The sequence below is a fragment of the Inquilinus sp. Marseille-Q2685 genome (assembly GCF_916619195.1).
Lineage (GTDB): Bacteria > Pseudomonadota > Alphaproteobacteria > DSM-16000 > Inquilinaceae > Inquilinus.
On record NZ_CAKAKL010000008.1, the window covers coordinates 163,822 to 186,916 of the forward strand.

The following is a 23,095-nucleotide window of genomic DNA, read 5'->3' on the forward strand; positions in this document are numbered from 1 at the left end:
CGTCATCTTAAGCTGTCCTTAACCCGGATCTCTCACACGCCCTGCGTCCTGCGCCGGTTCAAAATGCCGACGGGGCAGGAGAGCGGCGCAGCGCGATGCCTTTGCATCGGGCCAGCCGTTCGACGCACCCTGTCGGCATTTTCAACCGGCCCGAAGGGTCGTCTTGCGGCGGCCGCCTGCGGGGGCGGGCCGCTCAACTGTATGTCCCCTATACGCTTTTCGCGTCCCGCCCTCGCATCCGACTCGCCGCAAGGCGACGCAGGGCGTAGGGGGTGTGAGAGATCCGGGTTAACATGGCGCATGCCGAAACGCCTGCCGGCCCTGGAATCGCTGCGCGTCCTCGAAGCCTGCGCCCGCCACGCGAACTTCACCCGGGCGGCGGCCGAGCTCGGCGTCACCCCGGCCGCCGTCAGCCTGCGGATCCGCGATCTCGAGGCGGAGCTCGGGGTGGCGCTGTTCCGCCGCTCCGGCCCGAGCGTGACCCCGACCGAGACCGGCGCGACGCTCGCGAAACGCATGGCCAAGGCCCTGGGCCTGATCCGGTCGGCGGTCGATGACTGCCGGGGGGCGGCCGATGGCCTGCGGGTGACCGCGGTTCCGACCTTCGCCATGCGCTGGCTGACGCCCCGGCTCGCCGCCTACCACGCCCTGCCCGATGCCGTCCCGATCCGGCTCGATGTCTCGGCCGAGCTGCGGCCGGCCGACGGCTTCGACATCGCGATCCGGACCGGGCATGGCGACTGGCCCGGCTTCGAGGCGACGGCCCTGATGCCGGTCGACGCCACGCCGATGCTGAGCCCGGCGCTGGCGGGCCGGGCGAAGCTGTCGTCGCCGGCGGATCTGGCGGCCCTGCCGCTGCTGCCCCATGACGATTGGCGGCGCTGGTTCCGCGAGGCGGGCGTCGAGGCCCCTGCCCTGCGCTTCTACGCCGACGACTATCCGACGCATGAGCTGGACGCCGCGGCCGCGATCGAGGGGGCCGGCGTGGCGCTGCTCTCGCCGCGCCTCTTCGGGGCGCTTCTGCGCGACGGCAAGCTGGTGCAGCCCTTCCCGCACGTGATCCGCGGCCCGGCGGCCCATCACATCCTGCTTCGGCCCGGGGAGGCGCGGCGGGCGGCGCTGCGCTTCCGGGACTGGCTGGAGGATGAGGCGCGCCGGCCGGATGCCGGCCCTATGCCAGCTGCTTGAGCATGTAGCTGGTGTCCTCCAGCACGCCGGCGGGGGAGCGGGCGTGGCCGGGGACGATGCCGAACTGGCGGAAGCCGAGGCTCTCATACAGCGCCTCGCCATGGTCTCCGCGCCGCGTGTCGAGCAGCAGCAGGCTGCGGCCGTGCCGGCGCGCCAGGTCCTCGGCCGCCAGCATCAGCCTCCGGGCGATGCCGCGGCGCCGCGCGGCCGGGTGCACCAGCAGCTTGGCGATCTCGGCCCGGTGGATGCCGTTGGCCGGCATGCCCAGCACCAGCTGCACCGTCCCGACGGTCCGCCCGTCCAGCCGGGCCACGATCAGCCGCCGGGCGCGGCTGCGGAAGGCGGGCTCCAGCCCCCGCCAGAAGTCCCGCGCCGCCTCGACCGTGAAGGGCAGCACGAAGCCGACGCTGGCGCCGTCCAGCACGCAGCCATGCAGCACCTCGGCGAGGTCGTCGAGATGCGGGGCCAGGCCGTCGGGCTCGACCTCCGCCACGGTGACCTCTCTCGCATCGTTTTCGAGAACAATGGACATCATCCAGGCCGACTTTCAGCGTTTCAGATTTCTAGCCCCTTCCGGAGCGGCATCGACATTCCCTGGATGCCCGGGTCAAGTCCGGGCATGACAGTGAAAGAATGGCTTGATGACACAGAGACCGTTTGGAAATGCGCTGGTGTGAGTCGGCTGGCGACGGTTTCGAGAACCGGCGCGCAGCGGACGTTGAGTCCGTGAGCACCGGAAGCGCAGAAACCGCCGTCAGACGGCCGCACCAGTAGCATTTGCAAACGGTCTCTCATGGCTTGCACAGGGCGATGACGTAATGGGCCGGCTGCGGGCCGGGGCAGTGGAAACGGGTCGGGCCGAACAGGCGATAGCGCAGGCAGTCGCCGGGGCCGAGCCGGTGAACCACGTCGTCGACCAGCAGCTCCAGCTCCCCCTCCAGCATCCAGACATGCTGCTCGATGCCGTGGATCGGCGGCGTGTCGTAGCTGACCACGGCGCCGGCCGGCAGCACGCCTTCGACCAGCTCACCGCGGAAGCCGGCGGCGGGCGGCGAGACGCTGCGGCGGCGGAAGCCGGTCTCCGGATCGGTCCAGCCCGGCTGCTCCTTCCGGCGCAGCAGCTGCGGCGGGTCGGTCTCGACCTCGGCGATCAGGCCGGACATGGTGCGGCCATAGGCGGTGCAGAGGCGGCCGAGCAGCGACGCGGTCGGGCTGGTCTCGCCGCGCTCCAGCCGCGACAGCGTCGCCCGGCTGATGCCGCTGCGCTCGGCCAGGGCGTCCAGCGACCAGCCCTGCTCCGCCCGCAGCGCCGCCAGGCGCGCGGCCAGGCGGGCGTCCACCGGCTCCAGTTCGTTGGCGATCTCGCTTCTCATGATCGGGAAATTATCCCGATCATGAGAGAACGGCAAGAGTCTACGGCGCCGGCGGCGGGGCGAAGCGCGGATCGCGCGGCGCATCGGCCGGGAATGGCCGGGGCGAGACGGCAACGACCTCGTTGGCCGGGTCGTCGAGCGTGAACAGCGCAACGCCGATGACGCCGATGTTGCGCGGGTCGCCCAGCCGCGTGTTGGCGGCATAGGCGTCGCCCGGCGCGGAGAAGCGGAAGGCCGCGACCTCGTCCTCGCTCTTGCGGAAGCCCTCGATCACCAGCCTGTCGCCCGGGATGACCACATAGCCGCGATGGGCGATGCTGCCGGGGCGGCCATTGAGCACGTCGAGCCCGTCCACCGTCGCCACGATCTCGACCGTCTGCCGGCCGCGGTTGCTGAAGGCCAGCCGGTAGAGGTCGCCGGATCGGCCCTGAAGGCGGAGGTCGCCGCCGCTTGTCGGCGTCAGCTGCATCGGCGTGCCCCTGGCATTCAGCACCGAGAATTCGACGGCGCCGCCCGGCACCGGAAGCCGGCGGGTGGTGCTCACCGGCCCCGTCGCCGCGCTGCGGCGGCCGTCGTAGCGGATCGTCACCTGTGCCTCCGGCCGGTCCGGCCGGAGGCGCGCGAGGCTGACGAACCGGATCGGCGACCGGATCTCCTCGCCCCAGCGCGTGCCGAGCCGCTCCTGCTCCGCGACCTCCGGCCGGTGCGGCGGGACCGTCGCGGAAGGCTGCGGCACGAGCCCGTCGGCGGCATCCGGCGAGAGGGCATAGGCAGGCGCCGGCTCCTGATGCAGCGTCACCTCCTGCACCGCCGGCCGCGACGAGACGCAGGCGGCCAGGGCCAGCAGCAGCCCGGCTGCCAGGATCTTCGATGGAATGCGCATGATCTCTCCCCCGAGACATCCAGCGCCGCATCATCGGTCCCGGTCTGCGGCGAAGCCATGGCCGGGCGGGGGTGAATCGAAGGCCGAGCAATCCCGGTACAGTGCCGGGCCGGCGCCCCTGCTACGGAACGGCAGCGTGCCCGACCGCGCCCAGACGGAGACGACCATGACGCTGCGCCGCGCCCTGCCCCTGATCGCCCTCCTCGCCTCGCCCGGCGCCGCTTCGGCCGCGGACGCGCCGCCCGACTGCCGCGCGCCGGCGGCGCTGGACGACGGCTGGGCCGTCGCCGCGCCCGCGGAGGAGGGCTTCGATCCCGCACAGATTTGCGCCCTGGGCCCGGCGCTGGAGGCCTGGCCGGAGGGGAACGCCCATGCCGTGCTGGTCGCGCGGCACGGCCGGCTGGTCTATGAGCGCTACTTCGCCGGCGAGGATGAACGCTGGGGCCTGCCCCTGGGCCGCATCCCGCACGATGCCGGGACGAAGCACGACCTGCGCTCGATCACCAAGAGCGTGACCGCGCTGCTGGTCGGCATCGCCGTCGACACCGGCTGGATCAAGGACATCGACGCGCCGGTGCTGTCGCTGCTGCCGCAATACGCCGACCTGCGCTCGCCGGAGAAGGATCGCATCACCCTGCGCCACCTGCTGACCATGTCGAGCGGCTTGGCCTGGAACGAGGAACTGCCCTACAGCGACCCGCGCAACAGCGAACGGCTGATGTCGGACGCGCCGGACCCGTATCGCTATGTGCTGGAGCAGCCCTTCGCCGCGACGCCGGGTGAGCGCTGGACCTACAGCGGCGGGGCGACGGCCCTGCTGGCGGCGGTGCTGAAGCAGGTCTCCGGCCGGCCGCTCGACGTGCTGGCGCAGGAGGTGCTGTTCACCCCGCTCGGCATCACCGATGTCGAGTGGGTGCGCTATCCGAATGGCGACCCGGTCGCCGCCTCCGGCCTGCGTCTGCGGCCGCGCGACATCGCCAGGATCGGCCGGCTGGTGCTCGACCGCGGCGCCTGGCAGGGCCGGCGGATCGTCTCGGCGGCATGGGTCGAGCAGGCGACCGCCCCGCAGATCGGCATCGAGGACGGGGTCGATTACGGCTTCCAGTGGTGGCTCGGCCGGTCGCAGGCCGACGGCCGGGAGATCCGCTGGAGCGCCGGCGTCGGCTGGGGCGGCCAGCGGCTGTTCCTGGTGCCGGACCACGACCTGTTGGTGGTGGTCACGGCCGGGCTCTACGACCGGCCCGACCTGCAGGACCGGCTCGGCCGCACCGTGCTGGACCGCTTTGTCCTGCCGGCGGTGACGGGTTCCGGCGCCGGCGGTCCGGAAGAGTGATACCGCGAGCCTGAAGATCACCCGTAAACACAATGTTCATTGCGCGAGCCTGCGCGGCTCGTTCATGATATGTTCCATGAAGGAGATCCCTGCCGATTTCGATGTCCAGGCCTATGGCCGCGGCTGCGCCCTGCAGCAGTGCGAGATGCTCTCGCGCCTGGCCGAGATCGGCATGCAGCTGGCCGAGGCCGCCGGCGCCCGCGCTCTCGCCCTCGCCGCCCAGGCGGCAGAGCCCCAGGCTGAGCCCGTGGAGGCGGAGGCTCAGCCTCCGGCTGCGGACCCCGGCCTCGCCTTCGCCCGCTACGCCCATCTGGTGCGCCAGACCCTGGCCCAGCGCGCCCGCGCCGTGCGGGACCTGTCCCTTCGCGACGGCGGCCGCGACGCCCGCCGCGCCCGCCACCGCGAGCAGGTCCAGACCCTGATCGGCCGTCTGATCTGGAGCGATGCCGAGGACCGCGGTCGCGCCGCCGCCCTCGACCTGCAGGTCTCCCAGGCCTTCGCCGACCTCTATGGCGACGCCGAGGACCCGGTCGAGGACCGCCCGGTCGGCTCGGTCGTGGCCGGGCTGGTCTGCGGCCTCGGCCTGGCCGACAAGTGGAACCGCTGGGCGCCGCACCGCGTCAGCCGGCCGCGCCCGGGCCGGCCGGACGGCAGCCCGGAGGAGATCCGGGCCGAGCGCGCCCGCCGCCGCGCCGCGGTCACCGCCTGGATCGAGCAGGCCGTCGACGACCTCGCCGACCCCGCCCTGGCCACCGACATCCGGGCCGGGCTGGCGGTGCGGATGCGCGAGCCCGATGTCGAGACGCTGCTCGACACCGAAAGCTTCGGCACCGCCGTGGTCCGGCTCTGCCGCTCCCTCGGCTTCGACATCGAGAACGACCTCGACATCCCGCTCGACGGCGCAGACGACGCCGCCGAAGTCCCGCCCGACAGCAGCTGAGCGCCGCCGCGATGCGTCTTTGGGCTCGCCGGTCTCGGCGGGCGCGCTATCGGGCCGTTTCAGGGCGATGCCTGCCGCCGGTAGAAGGCGGCCGCCCCGGCGGTGAAGGCGCTGCGCGAAGAGGCGTCGAAATAGAACATGTGCCCGCCCTTGTAGAGCCGGAGTTCCACGCGCCCCTCGCGCCCCAGCGGCGGCAGGTGGTCGATCAGGTAGCGACTGACCGAATAGGGCGTGACGATGTCGCTGCGCCCATGGGCCACCAGCACGTCGAGGTCGGGGTTGAGCGCCAGCAGCTCCCGCAGGTCCCGCTCGATGCTGGCCTGGCCGATGCCGCGCGCCTCCCATTTCCATTGCCGCGCGACCTCGCGGTTGAGCAGATTGAAGGTCAGCGCCGTCCGGAAGCCGAGGGCGTCGCGCGCATGGCCGACGAACAGCCCGCCGAGGGCCTGGGTATAGCCGTCGAGCACCGGGTCGAGGCCGTCATCCGCCGGAGAATCCGGGAACGGGTCGGACGAGAGGAAGGCGGCGTCGTAGGCGCTGGCGATCTCGGCCCCATCCTCGCCGGCCCGGTCGAGATAGGCGTCGCCGATGAAGCCGCGCGAACGGGCGACGGTCTCGGGCGACACTCCGGTGAGCCGGGCCACGCGGGCGTGGAAGGCGTCGGCCGCCTCGCCTTCGGGCGGCCGCCCGGCGAGCGTCGTCAGGTAGTCGGTCAGGGCGAAGCGCTCGGCCGCGGCCAGCGCGTCCGGCGTGAAGGCGCCGCGGCGGTCGAGCTCGGCGGCGGCCAGCGAGGGCAGCCGCAGCGCGGCCACCAGCGCGAAGCGGTCGGCGCCGAATGTCAGGCGGCCTTCCGTGAAGGGCGAGACCATGACGATGCCGTTGACCAGGACTCCCTGCTCCCGCTGCAGGGCCCGCGCGACCTTCACGCTGCGGTAGCCGCCATAGCTTTCCCCCAGGATGAATTTCGGCGAGGCGCCGCGGCCGTTCTGCGCCAGATACAACGCGATCACCTTGGCCAGCGACTGGGCGTCCGCACGCTCGCTCCAGAACTCCTCCGCCTTGTCGGGCTTGGCGGCCCGGCTCCACCCGGCGCCGACCGGATCGATGAAGACCAGGTCGGTGAAGGCCAGCCAGGTGTCGGGGTTGTCCTGCAGCCGCGCCCGGGCCGGATCCCGCGCGAAATCGGGCCCGACCACCCGCGGCCCGGCCAGGCCGAGCTGCAGATAGGCCGAGGCGGCGCCGGGCCCGCCGTTGAACACGAAGGTGACCGGGCGGGTCGCGGCGGGCGCGTCGTCCAGGACATAGGCGGTGGTGAAGATCGCGGCCGAGCGGTCGCCGTCCTGGTCGTACAGGGGCATGGTCCCGGCGGTGGCGGTGTAGGCCAGCGTCCGGCCGTCGACCGCCAGCGTGTGGCGGGTGACCGCATCCGCCGGCAGCAGCGCCAGCACGCCGCCGGCCGGGGCGGCGCGGCCCGCATCGCCGCCGTCCGGCTGCTGCGCCGGGGCGGCGATGGCCGTCAGCAGAACCAGCAGCCCGGCCAGGCACGCCCGAAGCGGGGTCCGGCGCAGCATGGCCATCCGTCGGGCTGAACTTCCGTCCTGCTTTGCCACTTCAATATCCCGCTGAAATTCCACGCAATCGATGTTATAAAGGATCGAGCGGAACAAAGATAATCGGACGCCTCTATTTCTCTGCCATTGCGATTGGCCAGCTCCGATGTCCGCGCGCTTCCTGCTTGCCGCCGCCCTGCTCCTGATCTCGGGATGCGATCGGACGCCGCCCCCGAATCCGACGATGCCCGGAACGGCAGCCGCCGGCCCGTCCGCCGATATCGGCGGCGAGGTCGCCCGTCTGCAGGCCGCGCTGGCGCGGGATGTTCCCGGCCGGATCAGCGACGCGCCCGACGGCGAGCGGCGATGGGCGGCCCTGGCGCAGGCCGAGATCGCGGCCGGCGGCCACGCCGTCCGCCGGCCGCAGCTGGTGGTGGTGGTCGACCGGAACCCTGCCGTCCAGGAGATGCGTATCCTGCTGGTGCAGCCCTTCGGCGCCTGGCGGAGCCTCGGCGGCGCCAAGGTCTCGACCGGCCAGGAAGGCCGGAACGGCTATTTCATCACCCCGACCGGCGTGTTCCTGCACACGGACGAGATCCTCGACTGGCGCGCCGAAGGCACCTTCAACGCGAACGGCATCCGCGGCCTCGGCCTCCAGGGCATGCGGGTGTGGGATTTCGGCTGGCAGACCGCCGAACGGGGCTGGGAGGCGGAGGGCCGGGAATCGACCATCCGCCTGCTGCTGCACGCCACCGATCCGGACGTGCTGGAGCAGCGCCTCGGCCGGCCGGCCTCGAAGGGCTGCATCCGCATCCCTGGACCGATGAACGTGTTCCTGGACCGCAACGGCATCCTCGACATCGACTACGAGGCGGCGGCGAAGCTCGACCCGCGCTACGACGCCGTGCTGCGCCCCGACCGCACCCCGACGCCGCTGGCCGGCAACATGCTGGTGATCGTGGATTCCGCCGGGGGCTCCGCCGCCACGGCGCAGGCACGGTAGACGGCCTATTCGGTCTGCACCCCGCGCTCGCGCAGCATCGTCACCAGGGCGTCGCGCTGCGCCAGGTACTCGTCGCGCAGCAGGCCCAGCACATGGGCGTCGAGGAACTGGCCCCCCTTGCGCACATGCTGGCGCAGCAGCCCCTCCTCCCGGAAGCCGAAGCGCTTGTGCATCCGCACCACGCCGGGATTGCTGGCCAGCACCTCGCAGCACAGCTTGTTCAGCTTCAGCTCGAGGAAGACGTGGTCCAGCACCTTGAGCTCGACCCAGCTGCCGATGCCCTTGCCGCGCAGCTCCCCGGCGCCGAGATAGAAGGCCCAGGAGCACTTGCTGTTCTGCTGGTCGATATCGACCAGGTTGGCCAGGCCGATCGGCTCGCCACCGTCCTGGATGATCCAGTAGACCCGGCGCGGATCGGCCGTCGCGCGGCTGAACCAGGCATCGTGCTCCGGCCGCGTGATGACGTGGTCGGTGTACTGATGGACCGCGACATGCGGCAGGTTCCGCCAGGTGAACAGCCGGTCGGAATCCCCCGGCTCCACCCGCCTCAGGCTCAGCATTCCCGCGCTCCCCCGCTTGTCGTCGTCCGTGGCCTGACAGGCCGGGCCGGCCCTGTCCTCATGTCGCCTCTTCTACATCGTCATTGCGAGCGCAGCGAAGCAATCCAGGGCCGCTCGCACCGGCCCCTGGATTGCTTCGTCGGCTTCGCCTCCTCGCAATGACGGGGAGAACCGACACGCGATCAACCGCTCAGGCCGCCAGCGCCCTGCGGCGCTCCTCCACCACCTGCTCGGCGATGCGGCCCATCAGCTCCTGCAGATGGTCGAAGCGGGCGGTGAAGCTGCCGACGCCGAGCGTGACCGAACGCAGCTCGACCGCGAGGCCGTGCATCTCCGCCTCCGGCATCTGGCATTCGATCAGGTCCCAGCCGGTCCAGCCCTCGCGCGCGGTCATGCCCAGGATCTGGCCGCGCCGGCTGGAGACGATGGCGTGCACCTTGGCGGTGTATTCCGCCGGCACCGCGATCGACACCGCCTGGATCGGCTCCAGCAGCACCGGGTCGCAATTCGCCAGCCCCTCCGCCATCGCCATCTGCGCCACGGTGCGGAAGGCCTGGTCGGAGCTGTCGACCGAATGGTGCTGGCCGTCGACCAGGGCCACGGCGATGTCGACCACCGGGAAGCCCAGCGGGCCGCGGTTCATCGCCTCGCGCGCCCCCGCCTCCACCGCCGGGATGTAGTTCTTCGGCACGGCGCCGCCGACCACCTTGTTCTCGAACACGAAGCCGCCGCCGCGATGCAGCGGCCGGATCTCGACCTGGATGTCGGCGAACTGGCCGTGGCCGCCGGTCTGGCGCTTGAAGCGGGAATGCTGCTTGGTCGGCCGCCGGATCGTCTCGCGATAGGCGGTGCGGGTCGGCACCGTGGTCACCGCGACGTTGAACCGGCTCTTCAGCCGCTCGACCGCGATCTGCAGCTGGATGTCGCCCTGCCCGGCCAGGGTCAGCTCGCCGGTGGCCTCGACATGGTGGACCGACAGCGCCGTGTCCTCCTCGCACAGCTTGGCCAGCGAGGTGGTCAGCTTGACGTCGTCCTTCCGGTCCGACAGCGACAACGCCACGGCGTGCACCGGCTCCGCCGGCTTCGGCCAGTTCCAGGTCGGCTCCGCAGTGCCGTCGGCGCGCAGGGTCTGGCCGGTCGCCAGGTCGTCGAGCCGGGCGATGCCGACGATCTCGCCGGGGCCGGCCTCGGCCAGCTTCTGGTTCTCCCCGCCCTTCAGCCGGTACAGGCCGGAGATGCGGCGGCTGCCGAGATTGCTGTTGTCGGCCAGCCGGCCGCTCCACAGCCGCGCCAGGCTCAGCTTGCCGGTGTGCGGCTGGTGCTGGGTCTTGAACACGGTGGCGGCGAAGCCGCCCTGGGCGTCGTAGCCCAGCCGCATCGCCGCCGCCTCATGCGACGGCGCCTCGTGGCGCAGGGCCTTCCACAGCCGGGTGACGCCGTTGCCGTGCTCGGCCGAGCCGAAGAACACCGGCACGATCAGGTCCTGCTGCAGGTCCCGCGTCAGCTGGGCGTAGATCTCCTTCGGCGCCGGGATCTTGTCCTCGAGCAGCTGCTCCAGCAGCGCGTCGTCGAAATCGGCCAGGGATTCGAGCAGGGTCTGGCGCGCCTCGTCCTGGCGCGGCTTGATGTCGCCCGGCGCCTCGATCAGGTCGGAGGACTGGTTCTCGCGCCATTTGTAGGCGCGGCCGCTGACCAGGTCGACATAGCCGGAGACGCTGTCGCCCTCGCGGATCGGAACTTCACGGAGCAGCAAGGGGCGGGCCGAGACCTGCTGCAGGGCGGCCAGCAGGTCGCGCATGCGGATGCCGGACCGGTCCATCTTGTTGATGAACAGGATGTGCGGGATCTCGTGCTCGTCGAGGAAGCGCAGCAGCGGGGCCAGGATCACGGCGCGGTCGGGGTCGGCCTCGGCCACCACCACGGCGATGTCGGCGACCATCAGCGCGGCCAGGGCGTCCTGCGCCAGCTCGACCGAGCCGGAGCAGTCGATCAGGGTCCAGTCGTCGTCGAGATAGCGGCAGGAGGCCAGGTTCGGCTCGATCGTCATCTGCCGGGCGCGGGCCTCGGGCGAGGCGTCGCCCACGGTGTTGCCCTGGGCCACGCTGCCCTTGCGCGGGATCGCGCCGGCGCTGTGCAGCAGCGCCTCCATCAGCGTGGTCTTGCCGCTCGAATACGGCCCCACCAGGGCCGCGCTGCGATATCTGGGGGCAGGGCGTTCCTGCGGCATGCGCATCCTCCCTTCTGCACGGGCCCGCCGTGCCGACCGGGCGAATGCCCGATCACGCGGGCGCCTTAGGAGGTCAGGATGTCACTTTCGCGACGATCGGCACAGCCCCGATTCGAGCGTCAGGCGATCGACCCCGGCGTGAAGGTCGGAACGACCGTAACCGGGCGGCCCGGCAGGTCCAGCGCCGTCACCCGCTCCGGCGTGCGGGCGATCACCCGGCCGGCGCGCAGCACCAGCAGGCGGGTCGCCTTCAGCCGCACCGCCTCGAACGGATCGGCGGCCTGCAGCAGCACCAGGTCGGCCCGGCAGCCCGGCGCCAGGCCGTAGCCGTCGAGCTCGAGGATCTTGGCCGCTTCGGTCGTCACCGCGGCGAAGCAGCGGCCGATGGCGTCGAGCGCGGTCATCTGCCCGACATGCACCGCCATATGCGCCACCTCCAGCATGTCGGCCGAGCCCATCGAGTACCAGGGGTCCATGACGCAGTCCTGGCCGAGGGCGACGGTGATGCCGGCCGCCATCAGCTCCGGCACCCGGGTCATGCCACGGCGCTTCGGATAGGTGTCGTGGCGGCCCTGCAGGGTGATGTTGATCAGTGGGTTGGCGATCGCCGCCACCCCGGCCTCGCGCATCAGCGGGATCAGCTTCGAGACGTAGTAGTTGTCCATCGAATGCATCGAGGTCAGATGCGACCCGGTCACCCGCCCGCCGAGGCCGAGGCGATGGGTTTCCGCCGCCAGCGTCTCGATATGGCGGGACTGCGGATCGTCGCTCTCGTCGCAATGCAGGTCGACCGGCAGCCCCCGCTCCGCCGCGATCTCGCACAGCCGGCGCACCGAGGCGGCACCGTCCGCCATGGTCCGTTCGAAATGCGGGATGCCGCCGACCACGTCGACGCCGAGATCGAGCGCGCGCAGCAGATTCCGCTCGGCGGTGGCGGAGCGGTACAGCCCGTCCTGCGGGAAGGCCACGAGCTGCAGGTCGAGATAGGGCGCGACCTTGCGCTTGACCTCGAGCAGCGCCTCGACCGCCAGCAGCCGGTCGTCGCAGACATCGACATGGCTGCGGATCGCCAGCAGCCCTTGCGCCACGGCGAGGTCGCAATAAGCAAGCGCGCGGGCGACCACCGCCTCCTGAGTCAGCTGCGGCTTCAGTTCGCCCCACAGCGCGATGCCCTCGAGCAGCGTGCCGGAGCGGTTCAGCCGCGGCAGGCCGAGCGACAGCGTGGCGTCGAGGTGGAAGTGGGAATCGACGAAGGGCGGCGTCACCAGACGGCCGGTCGCGTCGATCTCCTCCCGCCCCTGCGCCGCCAGGCGCGGCTCGACCGCGGCGATGCGGCCGCCGTCGATGCCGATGTCGATGCCGGTGCGCCCGTCGGGCAGGTTGGCGTTGCGCAGGACGAGATCCATGGCGGGGCTGGCCTTCGGGAATTTCACTGAGGGAACGGCGCCGCCGACGATAGCATGCGGCCGGTGCAGAGAAAGACGGGAGAGCGCCCATGATCAGCACGGCATGGGGCGAGATCCGCCGGGCCCGGCCCGACGAGGCGGAGGCGATCCGGACCCTGGTCCGCCGCGCCTATGCGAAATGGGTCGTCAGCGTCGGCATCGAGCCGAAGCCGATGCGGGCCGACTACGCCCGCGCCCTGGCCGAGCACGAGATCTGGGCGATCGACGGCATGCGGGGCTGCATCGCGCTGATCGAGCTGAAGCCCGAGCCCGACCACCTGCTGATCGTCAATATCGCCGTCGATCCCGACCATCAGGGCCACGGCCTCGGCCGCCGGCTGCTGGATTTCGCGGAGCGCGAGGCGCGGCGCCAAGGGCTGGCCGAGCTCCGGCTCTACACCAACATCCGGATGTCGGAGAACCGTGCCCTCTACGCCGCCCGCGGCTATCGCGAGACGCATCAGGAGCAGCGGGGGGAGTACCTCATCGTGCACATGGCCAAGGCCATCCCCGCCGCCTGATGTCGCGGAGCGGCGCCGCTACAGCACGAAGTCGCCGGCCGCGAGGGCGATGCCGCCGGTCAGGGTAATGTGGAAGTCGGTGACCTTGTCGCCGTTGACGTCGCCGCCGATGGTGGTGACACCGTCTCTCACGACATAGCGCAGCTGCCCGGCGATGCCGGTATAGACGCCGGTGCCGATGAAGCTGAAGGCCTGGTCGCCGGCGACACCGGTGTTGGCGTCGATCAGGTGCAGGTCGATCCTGTCCGCCTGAGCGCGGCTGAAATCGGCGATCCGGTCGGCATTGGCCCCGACCACGCTGTCGCCGAGCGCGGTGAACCGGAACTGGTCCGCCCCGGCGCCGCCGGCGAGCGTGTCCCTGCCGGCCCCGCCGACGAGGACATCGCTGCCGTTCCAGCCCTGCAGCGTGTTGGCCCCGGCATTCCCGGTCAGGCTGTCGGCGCCCTGGCTGCCCGAGAGATTCTCGATGCCGGTCAGCGTGTCGCCCTGGGCGATGCCGCCGCTGCCCTGGCCGGTGGCGAGGCTGACCACGACCCCGACCGAGCTCTCATAGTAGCTGGCGATGTCGATGCCGGCGCCGCCGTCGAGCACGTCGCCCCCCGCCCCGCCGCGGAGCAGGTCGTCGCCGGCACCGCCATGGAGCGTGTCGTTTCCGGCCACGCCGTCGAGCGTATCGGCACCGCCATAGCCGGACAGCACGTTGGCGACCGCGGAGCCCGTCAGGATATCCCCGAACCCGTCCGTGCCCTGGATGTTCTCGATATCGCTGCCGATCGTGTCGCCCTGTGCGTCGCCGCCGGACGCTGTCAGGGCCGTCAGGTTGACCCGCACCGCCGCGGAGCCGTCGTAGTTGATCGTGTCGATGCCGGCACCGCCGGTCAGGACATCCGCGCCGGCGCCGCCGGTGAGGAAGTCGTCTCCATCGCCGCCGTTGAGCGCGTCGTTCCCGGCGAGGCCGGACAGCACGTCGGCCCCGGCCAGGCCGGACAGCGCATTGGCGGCGGCGGAACCGGTCAGGCTGTCGTTGAAGCCGGTGCCGCGGACGTTCTCGATATCGTTGCCGATGCTGTCGCCCTCGGCATCGCCACCGAAGGCCGTGAACGTGGTCAGGTCGATCGTGATCCCGGCCGCCCCGCCGTAGACGATCGTGTCGCTGCCCGCGCCGCCGATCAGCGCGTCCGCCCCGGCGCCGCCCTCGAGGACATCGCTGCCGGCCCCGCCGTCGAGCGTGTCGTTGCCGGCCAGCCCGCCGAGCCTGTCGTTGCCGCCATTGCCCGACAGCACATTGCCGAAGGCCGAACCGGTCAGGACGTCGTTGAACCCGTCGGTGCCCTGGATGTTCTCGATGTCGCTGCCGATGGTGTCGCCCTGGGCGTCGCCGCCGACGCCGGTGCCGCCGATGGTCACCGTCACCCCGGCCGGGCCGTTGTAGACGATGGTGTCGACGCCGGCGCCGCCGTTCAGCACATCCGCCCCGGCGCCCCCCTCGAGGGTGTCGTTGCCGCTGCTGCCGTTGAGACTGCTGATCCCGCCATGGAGCACGTCGTTCCCGGCGCCGCCGCGCAGCACGTCGTCTCCGGCACCGCCATTGAGCGAATCGTCGCCGCCCAGGCCGTCGAGCACGTCGTTGCCGCCCTGGCCCAGCAGGGCGTTGGCCGCGGCCGACCCGGTCAGCGTGTCGTCGAAGCCGTTCGAGCCCTCGATGTTCTCGATATCGGCACCGATCGTGTCGCCCTGGGCGTCGCCGCCGGATGCGGTCAGCGCCGTCAGGTTGACCGTCACGGCGGCGGTGCTGGAGAAGTAGGTGATCCGGTCGATGCCCGCTCCGCCGCTCAACGTATCGGCGCCGGCGCCGCCCTGGAGGATGTCGTCCCCGTCGCCGCCGCGCAGGATGTCGGTGCCGGCGCCGGCGTTGAGAGTGTCGTTGCCGGCCCCGCCGTCGAGCAGGTCGTTGCCCGAGCCCGAGGCGTCCCCGGCGACCAGGGTGTCGTCGCCGCCGAGCCCGTAGAGGGCGTTGTTGCCGGCCCCGCCGACCAGGCGGTTGGCCGCGGCCGACCCGGTCAGCGTGTCGTCGAAGGCCGTGCCCTCGATGTTCTCGATGTCGGCGCCGACCGCATCGCCCTGGGCGTCGCCGCCGCTGCCGGCGCCGCCGATGGTGACGGTCCCGCCCGCGGCGCTGGCGCCGTAATCGGCGGTGTCGGTCCCGGCGCCGCCGTTCAGCGTGTCCGCCCCGAGACCGCCGCGAAGCGTGTCGTTGCCGTCGCCGCCATTGAGGGTATCCTGGCCGGCCAGCCCGGAGAGGATGTCGTTGCCGCCGAGGCCGTTGATCGTGTCGTTGCTCGCCGTGCCGTCGAGAATATCGGCGCCCGCATCGCCGTTGATGACCGCCATGATGAATCCCTGATCGGAAAACGAGAAAATTGCCGAGGGATCCTGCCGGAAAAAGACACTAATGACGGTTCGTTTTGCAGTTATTTTGTTGCGCGCCGATCCGCCGTCGGACCGCGGAGTCTAGCCGCCGATCGCGCCGCAGAGCAGCGCCATGGCGACGGCCTCGGCACGGCTGCCCGCCCCCAGCTTGCGCATGGCCGAGGCGAGGTATTCGTTGACGGTGTAGACCGATAGGGACAGCCGGCGCGCCGCCTCCTTGCTGGAGGCGCCGCGGGCGACCCAGGTCAGGCAGTCGCATTCGCGCGGGGTCAGCGGCGGCCGCGGCCGGGGCGCGGCGGCGGGGGCTTCCAGCGCGGCCAGCCCGCGCTCGATCCGCAGCGCCCGCCCGAGATGCGGCCCGATCGCGCGAAGCATACGGACCTGCGCCTCGTCCCAGTCGGGCCGGCGCCGCGGCCGCCACACCGACAGCATCGCCGAGAGGTCGCCCTGGGCGAAATCGACCCAGTACAGGCCGTGGTCCTTGCCCTGCGGCCGCATGAAGTCGTTGTAGAACTCGGTGCGCCGGTACTCGGCGTTCGGCATCAGCGCCGAATGGGCGAAGGCGGCGTTCGGCTTCAGTCGCGGCAGCAGGGGCAGGAGCGGCAGCAGCCTGGAATAATGCGCGTGGTACCGCTCGACATAGTCCGGATCGGTCTCCGTCGCCATGGTCGCGGGACCCGGCGCGGCCGGGCCGATCCGGCGCAGCACCACGGACTCGCCGCCCAACGCCTCGCCCAGCCGGCGCAGCACCGCGAGCCAGTCCTCGTTGCCGGTACCGGCGTCGTAGATCTGGTCGATCAGCCCGAGAATCGGCGATTCGCCCGCCCGGGCGACGGAAGACGGCTCATCGACCGCCGGCGGATGCGCCGACCCGCCGATGGAACGGCCTTGCATGGATATCCCCTCTCCCCTCGCACGCCGGGCGGGGCCCGGCGCTGCACATGCCGTGCATAAGAGAATACTGGATCGGACCCGGTCCTGTCGCGGTGACGGCGCGCACACCCGCTACGGTGGCACTCGCAATGGGCCCGGCTGTCGCGATAAAGCCGTTACGGCGCGAGACGGAATTCCGGAGCGGATGATGGACGTGACGATGCGCACCGCCGATGAGGCCGACCTGCCGGCGATCCTGCGCCTGCTGGCGGACGATCCCCTGGGCAAGAACCGTGAGGCCGCGGTCGAGGCGCCCTATCGGGCCGCCTTCGCCGCGATCGCCGCCGACCCGAACCAGGAGATGGTGGTGGCGGAGCTGGACGGACGGGTGGTCGGTTGCTTCCAGCTCGGCTTCATCCCCGGCCTGTCGCGCCGCGGCGCCTGGCGGGCGCAGATCGAATCCGTGCGCATCGATTCGGCGCTGCGCGGCCGCGGCGCGGGGCGGGCGATGATGGAATGGGCGATCGCCCGGGCGCGGGCGCGGGGCTGCGCCCTGGTCCAGCTGACCACCGACAAGCGCCGCCCCGACGCCCACCGCTTCTATGCCCGGCTCGGCTTCGTCGCCAGCCACGAGGGCATGAAGCTGGAGCTGTGAGGGCGACGGGCATCGGCTACGGTGTCACCGGGGGAGGATCGCCATGCCGTCACCCAAGCTCGTGCCCGAACTCTACGTCTCGGACATCGGCCGCAGCCTCAGCTTCTACACCGGGCTGCTCGGATTCGCCGTGCTGTACGAACGGCCGGAGGAGCGCTTCGCCTATCTCGACCGGGACGGCGCCGCGCTGATGCTGGACCAGCCCGCCGATCCGGGCCGCATGTGGCTGGCCGGACCGCTGGAGCACCCTTATGGCCGCGGCATCAACCTCCAGATCGAGGTCGCGGATGTCGACGCCCTGAACGCTGCCGTGCTGGCCGCCGGGGCCCTGATCGAGCGGCCGCTGGAGGAGCGCTGGTATCGCCGCGATGCCGTCATGCTCGGCCAGCGCCAGTTCGTGGTTCAGGATCCCGACGGCTATCTGCTGCGGTTCTGCCAGCTTCTCGGATCGCTGCCGGCGCCGCAGGACGGTCGCTGATGCTGTTCAAGCGCCCGGTGCGGGGCCGGATCGCCGCCGGCCGCGAGATCGCCGCCTTCAAGACGGATGTCCGCAAGCTGAAGGCGCTGGGGCTGACCGAGAGCCTGAAGGTCGGCTACCGCCTGTCGCCGCGCGGCCGCGCCCTGCTCGAGCGGATCGGCGAGGACACAGCCCCTCGGCCTTGACGCCCCCTGCCCCTGCCCGCATGGTCGCGCCACCTTCGGACGGAATCGGCGGGGCCTCTTGGACGACGCCAGCCCAAGCAAGGATGGACCGGCCGGGCTGACGCTGCGGCCGGCCACGGATGCCGATGCCGGGACCCTGGCGGCGATCCACCGCCGGGCCCGCGAGTCGGCGGCGATCCCGAACCTGCACAGCCGCACCTCGGTCCGCCGCTTCCTGCTGCGCACCATCCGGCAGTCGCAGGTCATGATCGCCTGCCGCGACGGCACGCCGGTGGGCTATGCCGCGCTCCACAACGGCTGGCTCGACCAGCTCTACATCCACCCCGAGCACCATCGCCGCGGCATCGGCACGGCGCTGCTGGCCTGGGCCCGGCGCGACAGCCCCGGGCTGCGCCTCTACTGCTTCGCCCACAACGCCCGTGCCCTCGCCTTCTACCGGTCGCATGGCGGCGTGATTCTCAGCGAGGGCGACGGCTCCGACAACGAGGAAGGGCTGCCCGACCTGCTCCTGGGTTTCCCTGAAACCTAAGGATTCTCAGGCAAGCCCGTGATTCCCATGCTGAATCCGCATGCGGAACGACCTGAACTTTGCGATTCCGCGCTTGCGCCAGCCACGAAACTGACACAATATCTGGGGCCCTGGCACGAACAACCACCCACGGGTAGGGGCAGCCACAAGAATCGAATCTGTGGCGATTCTCTCGCGGGCGGGAACCGTGCCGGGTCCGGAAAGTCGCAGGGTTCTGCGGCTCACGGAAACTAATAACTGGTTCTTCACTGGGTATTCACTGATCTATCCACTGGGTTATCCACAGAGAGAGCAAATTTTCCAATTTCAATACTTGTTTTTGACTTATGATGAAGGTTCCTTGACTGGTCTGTGGCGGCTCGCTGACGCGAGTCGCGGGTCGAGTTCGGTGCGGGGATCGCGGTCCCCGATGGGCATCAGGCGGGGGTCGCGGGCAGCGCGACGGACGAAGGAGGATCGGGGGCCATGCGGATCGAACGGCGTTTCACGGCCGATGGGCACGACGCCTATGAAGGGATCGAGTTCCGGTCGGCGACCAGCGAGATCCGCAATCCGGACGGCTCGGTGGTGTTCCGCCAGACCGACATCGAGGTGCCGGCGGAGTGGAGCCAGGTCGCGTCCGACATCCTGGCCCAGAAGTACTTCCGCAAGGCCGGCGTCCCGGCGCGGCTGAAGCGCGTCCGCGAGAAGGGCGTGCCCGAGTTCCTGTGGCGCAGCGTGGCCGACGAGAAGGCCCTGGCCGAGCTGCCCGAAGCCGAGCGCATGGGCGGTGAGCGCACTGCCCAGCAGGTGTTCGATCGGCTGGCCGGCACCTGGGCCTATTGGGGCTGGAAGGGCGGGTTGTTCGATTCGGCCGCCGACGCCCGCGCCTATTTCGACGAGATGCGCTTCATGCTGGCGCAGCAGATGGCCGCGCCGAACAGCCCGCAATGGTTCAACACCGGCCTGCACTGGGCCTACGGCATCGACGGCCCGGCCCAGGGCCACTGGTATGTCGACGAGAAGACCGGCGAGCCGCGCCTGTCCGACAGCGCCTATGAGCGGCCGCAGCCGCATGCCTGCTTCATCCAGTCGGTCGCCGACGACCTGGTGAACGAGGGTGGCATCATGGACCTGTGGGTCCGCGAGGCCCGCCTGTTCAAATACGGCTCCGGCACCGGCTCGAACTTCTCCAAGCTGCGCGGCGAGGGCGAGCGCCTGTCGGGCGGCGGCCGCTCCTCCGGCCTGATGAGCTTCCTCAAGATCGGCGACCGCGCCGCGGGGGCGATCAAGTCGGGCGGCACCACCCGCCGCGCCGCCAAGATGGTGACGGTCGACATCGACCATCCTGACATCGAGACCTATATCGACTGGAAGGTGGTCGAGGAGCAGAAGGTCGCGGCCCTGGTCGCCGGCTCGAAGCTGGCCCGCAAGCACCTGAACGAGGTGATGGAGGCGTGCCACGGCGTCTCCGACGCCGAGGTTGGCGACCGCTTCGACCCGAAGCAGAACAAGGCGCTGAAGCGCGCCATCCTCGGCGCCCGCAAGGCGATGCTGCCGGAGAACTACGTCCAGCGCGTCATCCACTTCGCGCGCCAGGGCTACACCGGCATCGACTTCCGGGTCTACGACACCGACTGGGATTCGGACGCCTACCTCACCGTCTCCGGCCAGAACTCGAACAACTCGGTCCGCCTGACCAACGCCTTCCTCGAGGCGGTGCAGCAGGACGGCGAGTGGAAGCTGATCCGCCGCATCGACGGCAAGGTGTCGAAGACGCTGAAGGCCCGCGACCTGTGGGAGAAGATCGGCCACGCCGCCTGGGCCTCGGCCGATCCGGGTCTGCAGTTCGACACCACCATCAACGAGTGGCACACCTGCCCGGAATCGGGGCGGATCAACGCCTCGAACCCGTGCTCGGAATACATGTTCCTGGACGACACGGCCTGCAACCTGGCGTCCCTGAACCTGATGACCTTCCGCCGCGCCGACGGCTCCTTCGACGTGCCGGCCTTCGAGCACGCCTGCCGGCTGTGGACCATCACCCTCGAGATCGCGGTGATGATGGCGCAGTTCCCGAGCCGCGAGATCGCACGTCTGTCCTACGAGTTCCGCACCCTCGGCCTGGGCTACGCCAATATCGGCGGCCTGCTGATGGCGTCCGGCATCCCCTATGACAGCGTCGAGGGCCGCGAGATCTGCGGCGCCATCACCGCGCTGATGACCGGCGTCGCCTACGCCACCTCGGCCGAGATGGCCAAGGCGGTCGGCCCCTTCCCCGGCTACGCCAAGAACGCGCCGCACATGCTGCGCGTGATCCGCAACCACCGCCGTGCCGCCTATGGCGAGACGGAAGGCTATGAGGGCCTGTCGATCCTGCCGGTGCCGCTGGAGGCCGACGCCTGCCCGGACCAGGAGCTGGTCGCGGCCGCCCGCCGCGCCTGGGACCGCGCGCTCGGGCTCGGCGAGAGCTTCGGCTACCGCAACGCCCAGGCGACCGTGATCGCGCCCACCGGCACGATCGGCCTGGTGATGGATTGCGACACCACCGGCATCGAACCGGATTTCGCCCTGGTGAAGTTCAAGAAGCTGGCCGGCGGCGGCTACTTCAAGATCATCAACCGGGTGGTGCCGGAGGCGCTGCGCGTCCTCGGCTATGACGACGCGCAGATCGAGGCCATCGTCCGCTACGCCGTTGGCCACGGCACGCTGGAGAATTCCCCGGCGATCGGCTGGGCCGCGCTGAAGGCCAAGGGCTTCACCCAGGCGGCAATCGACGCGCTCGAGCTCGGGCTGAAGTCGGCCTTCGACATCAAATTCGTGTTCAACCGCTACACCTTCGGCGACGAGTTCCTGACCGGGACGCTGAAGGTGCCCGCCGCGGCGCTGGACGACGTCACCTTCGACCTTCTTGCCTTCCTCGGCTTCTCCAAGGCCGAGATCGAGGCCGCGAACACCTTCTGCTGCGGCGCCATGACCCTGGAAGGCGCGCCGGAGCTGAAGGACGAGCACCTGCCGGTGTTCGACTGCGCCAACCCCTGCGGCCGCATCGGCAAGCGCTTCCTGTCGGTCGAGAGCCACATCCGCATGATGGCGGCGGCGCAGCCCTTCATCTCGGGCGCGATCTCCAAGACCATCAACATGCCGAACGCGGCGACGGTCGAGGACTGCAAGGATGCCTATCTCCTGTCCTGGCAGCTCTGCCTCAAGGCCAACGCCCTCTACCGCGACGGCTCGAAGCTGAGCCAGCCGCTCAACGCCTCCCTCCTCGACGACGACGCCGAGGACGAGGAGGAGAGCGTGGTCGAGCGCATCATCGAGGCGCCGGCCGGCGCCCGCGCCCCGATGGTGGCGGAGCGGATCGTCGAGCGGGTGGTGGAGCGGATCGTCGAGAAGACCGGCATCCGCGGAAAGCTGCCGCACCGCCGCAAGGGCTACACCCAGAAGGCGATCGTCGGCGGCCACAAGGTCTATCTCCGCACCGGCGAGTACGATGACGGGCGGCTGGGCGAGATCTTCATCGACATGCACAAGGAAGGCGCCGCCTTCCGCAGCCTGATGAACAACTTCGCCATCGCCGTCTCGATCGGCCTGCAATACGGCGTGCCGCTGGAGGAGTTCGTCGAGGCCTTCACCTTCACCCGGTTCGAGCCCTCGGGCCCGGTGCAGGGCAACGACGCCATCAAGATGGCGACCTCGATCATCGACTACATCTTCCGCGAGCTGGCGGTCTCCTACCTCGACCGCAGCGATCTCGCCCATGCGACGCCGGACGACCTGACGCCGGACACGGTCGGCAAGGGCGTGACCTCGGACGACGGCAAGACCCCGGCGGTGGCCGAGGCGACGCCGATCCGCAAGGTGGCGTCCACCGGCTTCGTCCGCGGCAACTTCCGGGTGTTCGAGGGCGGCAACCTCCGCACCGTCGCCCGGGTCGGCGAGGTGCAGGAGCTGGTGAGCGAGGCGGCGACGGCCCTGCACACCGAAGGCGCCACCGCCCTGGCGCCGGCGCCGGAGCCGGTTCCGCTGCGCAGTGCGGCCTTGAACGGCACGGCGGATGTCCGCCTGGCCAAGATCCGCGAGGCGCGGGCCAAGGGCTATGAGGGCGATCCCTGCCCCGAATGCCAGAACATGACGCTGGTGCGGAACGGCACCTGCCTGAAATGCGATACCTGCGGCGGGACCACCGGCTGCAGCTGAGGCCCGGAGGGCGATAGGAAGCGGGAAGAAGGAGGTGCCCCGGGCGCGAGTGTCAAACCTCACAAGAGATAGCACTCGCCTCGCAAAACCGGCACCGGGTCCCGGCGGGCTTCACGAAAATGGCGCTCGCCGGGACCTTATTGCTCCAGACAACAGCCGCCCCAGAGGGGGGGGGCGGCCTCGTCAGACGCTTGCTCAACGGCCGCGATCCACGATGTGAAGGTGACCGTCGTCGGCACCCGGGAGGCTGAAGCGCCTTCGGCCACGATATCCGGCCGTGTCGGCTGAAACGCAGTCGCGATTTTCAGCTGAAAAGTGGGCGGCGCCTCCGTACCCGCGCCCGGCCCTCCGACCAAGGTGGTAGCTCGCCATGCCCGGGGCTCAGCATTGCGATGCCCCTGCCCTACCACCTCCGCTCGCCGGTCCCCCTCCATGAATGACGGTCGGCGCATCCAGCACGCCGAATGTCCAATTGTGGGAAGGCCGTGCCGTCAATAGCGTTTCCGACGCATACGAAACAGAAGGTGCAGCATGACGGCCCTTCCTGACCCCCCTCCGCAGATCGACACGCCAGATCAGAACGACACGGCGGATCGTCGAGCGTTCCTGGCCAAGTGCGGCCGATTTGCGGTCGTGACCCCTCCCGCGGTCACCATGCTCCTGTCGACCAGCCTGAGCTCACAGGCGATCGCACAGTCGGGCGGCCGGGGCGGTCCGCCGGGCCATAATCCGGGCCCTGGCGG

General features: G+C 70.6%; 19 protein-coding genes. 10 read left to right on the plus strand and 9 right to left on the minus strand.

Annotated features, from left to right (window positions below; all coding sequences use genetic code 11):
* Positions 1–300 precede the first annotated feature (300 nt).
* Positions 301–1,188 (plus strand): LysR substrate-binding domain-containing protein, encoded by an 888-nt coding sequence (locus tag LG391_RS28360; protein ID WP_225771418.1) that lies wholly within the window; start codon positions 301–303, stop codon positions 1,186–1,188.
* On the opposite strand, the gene LG391_RS28365 is transcribed toward LG391_RS28360, so the two are convergent.
* The 3 genes from LG391_RS28365 to LG391_RS28375 form a co-directional block, all read right to left on the minus strand.
* Positions 1,172–1,681 carry a GNAT family N-acetyltransferase gene (locus LG391_RS28365; protein ID WP_225771419.1) on the minus strand — a complete coding sequence of 170 codons (510 nt, stop codon included), beginning with the start codon at positions 1,679–1,681 and terminating at the stop codon, positions 1,172–1,174. The two genes, LG391_RS28360 and LG391_RS28365, sit on opposite strands and share 17 nt — an antisense overlap.
* Before the next feature lie 298 nt (positions 1,682–1,979).
* Entirely contained in the window at positions 1,980–2,561 is a 582-nt protein-coding gene (locus tag LG391_RS28370; protein WP_225771420.1) for a helix-turn-helix domain-containing protein, read from the minus strand.
* 40 nt (positions 2,562–2,601) lie between these two features.
* Positions 2,602–3,444, minus strand: a complete 843-nt coding sequence (locus LG391_RS28375; protein WP_225771421.1) for a hypothetical protein — start codon at positions 3,442–3,444, stop codon at positions 2,602–2,604.
* A gap of 166 nt (positions 3,445–3,610) precedes the next feature.
* On the opposite strand from LG391_RS28375, the gene LG391_RS28380 reads away from it, so the two are divergent.
* Both LG391_RS28380 and LG391_RS28385 read left to right on the plus strand, forming a co-directional pair.
* Positions 3,611–4,777, plus strand: coding sequence for a serine hydrolase (locus tag LG391_RS28380; protein ID WP_225771422.1), 1,167 nt, complete (start codon positions 3,611–3,613; stop codon positions 4,775–4,777).
* Between the two features lie 76 nt (positions 4,778–4,853).
* The gene (locus tag LG391_RS28385) at positions 4,854–5,717 is read left to right on the plus strand and encodes a hypothetical protein (RefSeq protein ID WP_225771423.1); all 864 of its coding nucleotides are present in this window, start codon (positions 4,854–4,856) and stop codon (positions 5,715–5,717) included.
* Positions 5,718–5,776: 59 nt separating this feature from the next.
* Here the strand turns inward: LG391_RS28385 and LG391_RS28390 are convergent, their stop codons facing one another.
* Entirely contained in the window at positions 5,777–7,288 is a 1,512-nt protein-coding gene (locus LG391_RS28390) for a S10 family peptidase (protein WP_225771424.1), read from the minus strand.
* Between the two features lie 223 nt (positions 7,289–7,511).
* Here LG391_RS28390 and LG391_RS28395 point away from each other — a divergent pair, with 223 nt between their 5' ends.
* Complete coding sequence (locus LG391_RS28395; RefSeq protein WP_225771425.1) at positions 7,512–8,270, plus strand: hypothetical protein; 759 nt, start codon at positions 7,512–7,514, stop codon at positions 8,268–8,270.
* 5 nt (positions 8,271–8,275) lie between these two features.
* On the opposite strand, the gene pseH is transcribed toward LG391_RS28395, so the two are convergent.
* From pseH to LG391_RS28410, 3 genes are all read right to left on the minus strand, one after another.
* Entirely contained in the window at positions 8,276–8,830 is a 555-nt protein-coding gene (pseH, locus tag LG391_RS28400) for a UDP-4-amino-4,6-dideoxy-N-acetyl-beta-L-altrosamine N-acetyltransferase (RefSeq protein ID WP_225771426.1), read from the minus strand.
* Positions 8,831–9,020: 190 nt separating this feature from the next.
* Positions 9,021–11,057 (minus strand): elongation factor G, encoded by a 2,037-nt coding sequence (locus LG391_RS28405; protein ID WP_225771427.1) that lies wholly within the window; start codon positions 11,055–11,057, stop codon positions 9,021–9,023.
* A gap of 119 nt (positions 11,058–11,176) precedes the next feature.
* Positions 11,177–12,463, minus strand: coding sequence for an amidohydrolase family protein (locus LG391_RS28410; protein ID WP_225771428.1), 1,287 nt, complete (start codon positions 12,461–12,463; stop codon positions 11,177–11,179).
* Positions 12,464–12,552: 89 nt separating this feature from the next.
* On the opposite strand from LG391_RS28410, the gene LG391_RS28415 reads away from it, so the two are divergent.
* A complete protein-coding gene (locus LG391_RS28415) occupies positions 12,553–13,023 on the plus strand; it encodes a GNAT family N-acetyltransferase (RefSeq protein ID WP_225771429.1) in 471 nt (156 codons plus the stop codon).
* A gap of 18 nt (positions 13,024–13,041) precedes the next feature.
* On the opposite strand, the gene LG391_RS28420 is transcribed toward LG391_RS28415, so the two are convergent.
* Positions 13,042–15,414, minus strand: a complete 2,373-nt coding sequence (locus tag LG391_RS28420) for a calcium-binding protein (RefSeq protein ID WP_304608572.1) — start codon at positions 15,412–15,414, stop codon at positions 13,042–13,044.
* Positions 15,415–15,534: 120 nt separating this feature from the next.
* The gene (locus LG391_RS28435; protein WP_225771430.1) at positions 15,535–16,347 is read right to left on the minus strand and encodes a helix-turn-helix transcriptional regulator; all 813 of its coding nucleotides are present in this window, start codon (positions 16,345–16,347) and stop codon (positions 15,535–15,537) included.
* A gap of 199 nt (positions 16,348–16,546) precedes the next feature.
* Here LG391_RS28435 and LG391_RS28440 point away from each other — a divergent pair, with 199 nt between their 5' ends.
* The 5 genes from LG391_RS28440 to LG391_RS28460 all read left to right on the plus strand — a co-directional run bounded on the left by LG391_RS28440 (position 16,547) and on the right by LG391_RS28460 (position 22,352).
* Positions 16,547–16,981 carry a GNAT family N-acetyltransferase gene (locus tag LG391_RS28440; RefSeq protein ID WP_374200795.1) on the plus strand — a complete coding sequence of 145 codons (435 nt, stop codon included), beginning with the start codon at positions 16,547–16,549 and terminating at the stop codon, positions 16,979–16,981.
* Positions 16,982–17,024: 43 nt separating this feature from the next.
* On the plus strand, positions 17,025–17,459 hold the full coding sequence (locus LG391_RS28445; protein ID WP_225771432.1) for a VOC family protein: 435 nt from the start codon (positions 17,025–17,027) through the stop codon (positions 17,457–17,459).
* Positions 17,459–17,644, plus strand: coding sequence for a hypothetical protein (locus LG391_RS28450; protein WP_225771433.1), 186 nt, complete (start codon positions 17,459–17,461; stop codon positions 17,642–17,644). Before LG391_RS28445 ends, LG391_RS28450 begins: the two co-directional genes overlap by 1 nt.
* 58 nt (positions 17,645–17,702) lie before the next feature.
* A complete protein-coding gene (locus LG391_RS28455; protein ID WP_225771434.1) occupies positions 17,703–18,173 on the plus strand; it encodes a GNAT family N-acetyltransferase in 471 nt (156 codons plus the stop codon).
* Between the two features lie 465 nt (positions 18,174–18,638).
* Positions 18,639–22,352: a vitamin B12-dependent ribonucleotide reductase gene (locus tag LG391_RS28460; protein ID WP_225771435.1), complete on the plus strand. Its 3,714-nt coding sequence runs from the start codon at positions 18,639–18,641 to the stop codon at positions 22,350–22,352.
* The last annotated feature ends 743 nt before the right edge of the window (positions 22,353–23,095 follow it).

Coding starts and splice junctions, on each gene's coding strand:
- LG391_RS28360 (WP_225771418.1), top strand. CDS start 301: ATGCCGAAACGCCTGCCGGCCCTGGAATCGCTGCGCGTCCTCGAAGCC.
- LG391_RS28370 (WP_225771420.1), bottom strand. CDS start 2,561: ATGAGAAGCGAGATCGCCAACGAACTGGAGCCGGTGGACGCCCGCCTG.
- LG391_RS28375 (WP_225771421.1), bottom strand. CDS start 3,444: ATGCGCATTCCATCGAAGATCCTGGCAGCCGGGCTGCTGCTGGCCCTG.
- LG391_RS28380 (WP_225771422.1), top strand. CDS start 3,611: ATGACGCTGCGCCGCGCCCTGCCCCTGATCGCCCTCCTCGCCTCGCCC.
- LG391_RS28385 (WP_225771423.1), top strand. CDS start 4,854: ATGAAGGAGATCCCTGCCGATTTCGATGTCCAGGCCTATGGCCGCGGC.
- LG391_RS28390 (WP_225771424.1), bottom strand. CDS start 7,288: ATGCTGCGCCGGACCCCGCTTCGGGCGTGCCTGGCCGGGCTGCTGGTT.
- LG391_RS28395 (WP_225771425.1), top strand. CDS start 7,512: ATGCCCGGAACGGCAGCCGCCGGCCCGTCCGCCGATATCGGCGGCGAG.
- pseH (WP_225771426.1), bottom strand. CDS start 8,830: ATGCTGAGCCTGAGGCGGGTGGAGCCGGGGGATTCCGACCGGCTGTTC.
- LG391_RS28405 (WP_225771427.1), bottom strand. CDS start 11,057: ATGCCGCAGGAACGCCCTGCCCCCAGATATCGCAGCGCGGCCCTGGTG.
- LG391_RS28410 (WP_225771428.1), bottom strand. CDS start 12,463: ATGGATCTCGTCCTGCGCAACGCCAACCTGCCCGACGGGCGCACCGGC.
- LG391_RS28415 (WP_225771429.1), top strand. CDS start 12,553: ATGATCAGCACGGCATGGGGCGAGATCCGCCGGGCCCGGCCCGACGAG.
- LG391_RS28420 (WP_304608572.1), bottom strand. CDS start 15,414: ATGGCGGTCATCAACGGCGATGCGGGCGCCGATATTCTCGACGGCACG.
- LG391_RS28435 (WP_225771430.1), bottom strand. CDS start 16,347: ATGCAAGGCCGTTCCATCGGCGGGTCGGCGCATCCGCCGGCGGTCGAT.
- LG391_RS28440 (WP_374200795.1), top strand. CDS start 16,547: ATGCGCACCGCCGATGAGGCCGACCTGCCGGCGATCCTGCGCCTGCTG.
- LG391_RS28445 (WP_225771432.1), top strand. CDS start 17,025: ATGCCGTCACCCAAGCTCGTGCCCGAACTCTACGTCTCGGACATCGGC.
- LG391_RS28450 (WP_225771433.1), top strand. CDS start 17,459: ATGCTGTTCAAGCGCCCGGTGCGGGGCCGGATCGCCGCCGGCCGCGAG.
- LG391_RS28460 (WP_225771435.1), top strand. CDS start 18,639: ATGCGGATCGAACGGCGTTTCACGGCCGATGGGCACGACGCCTATGAA.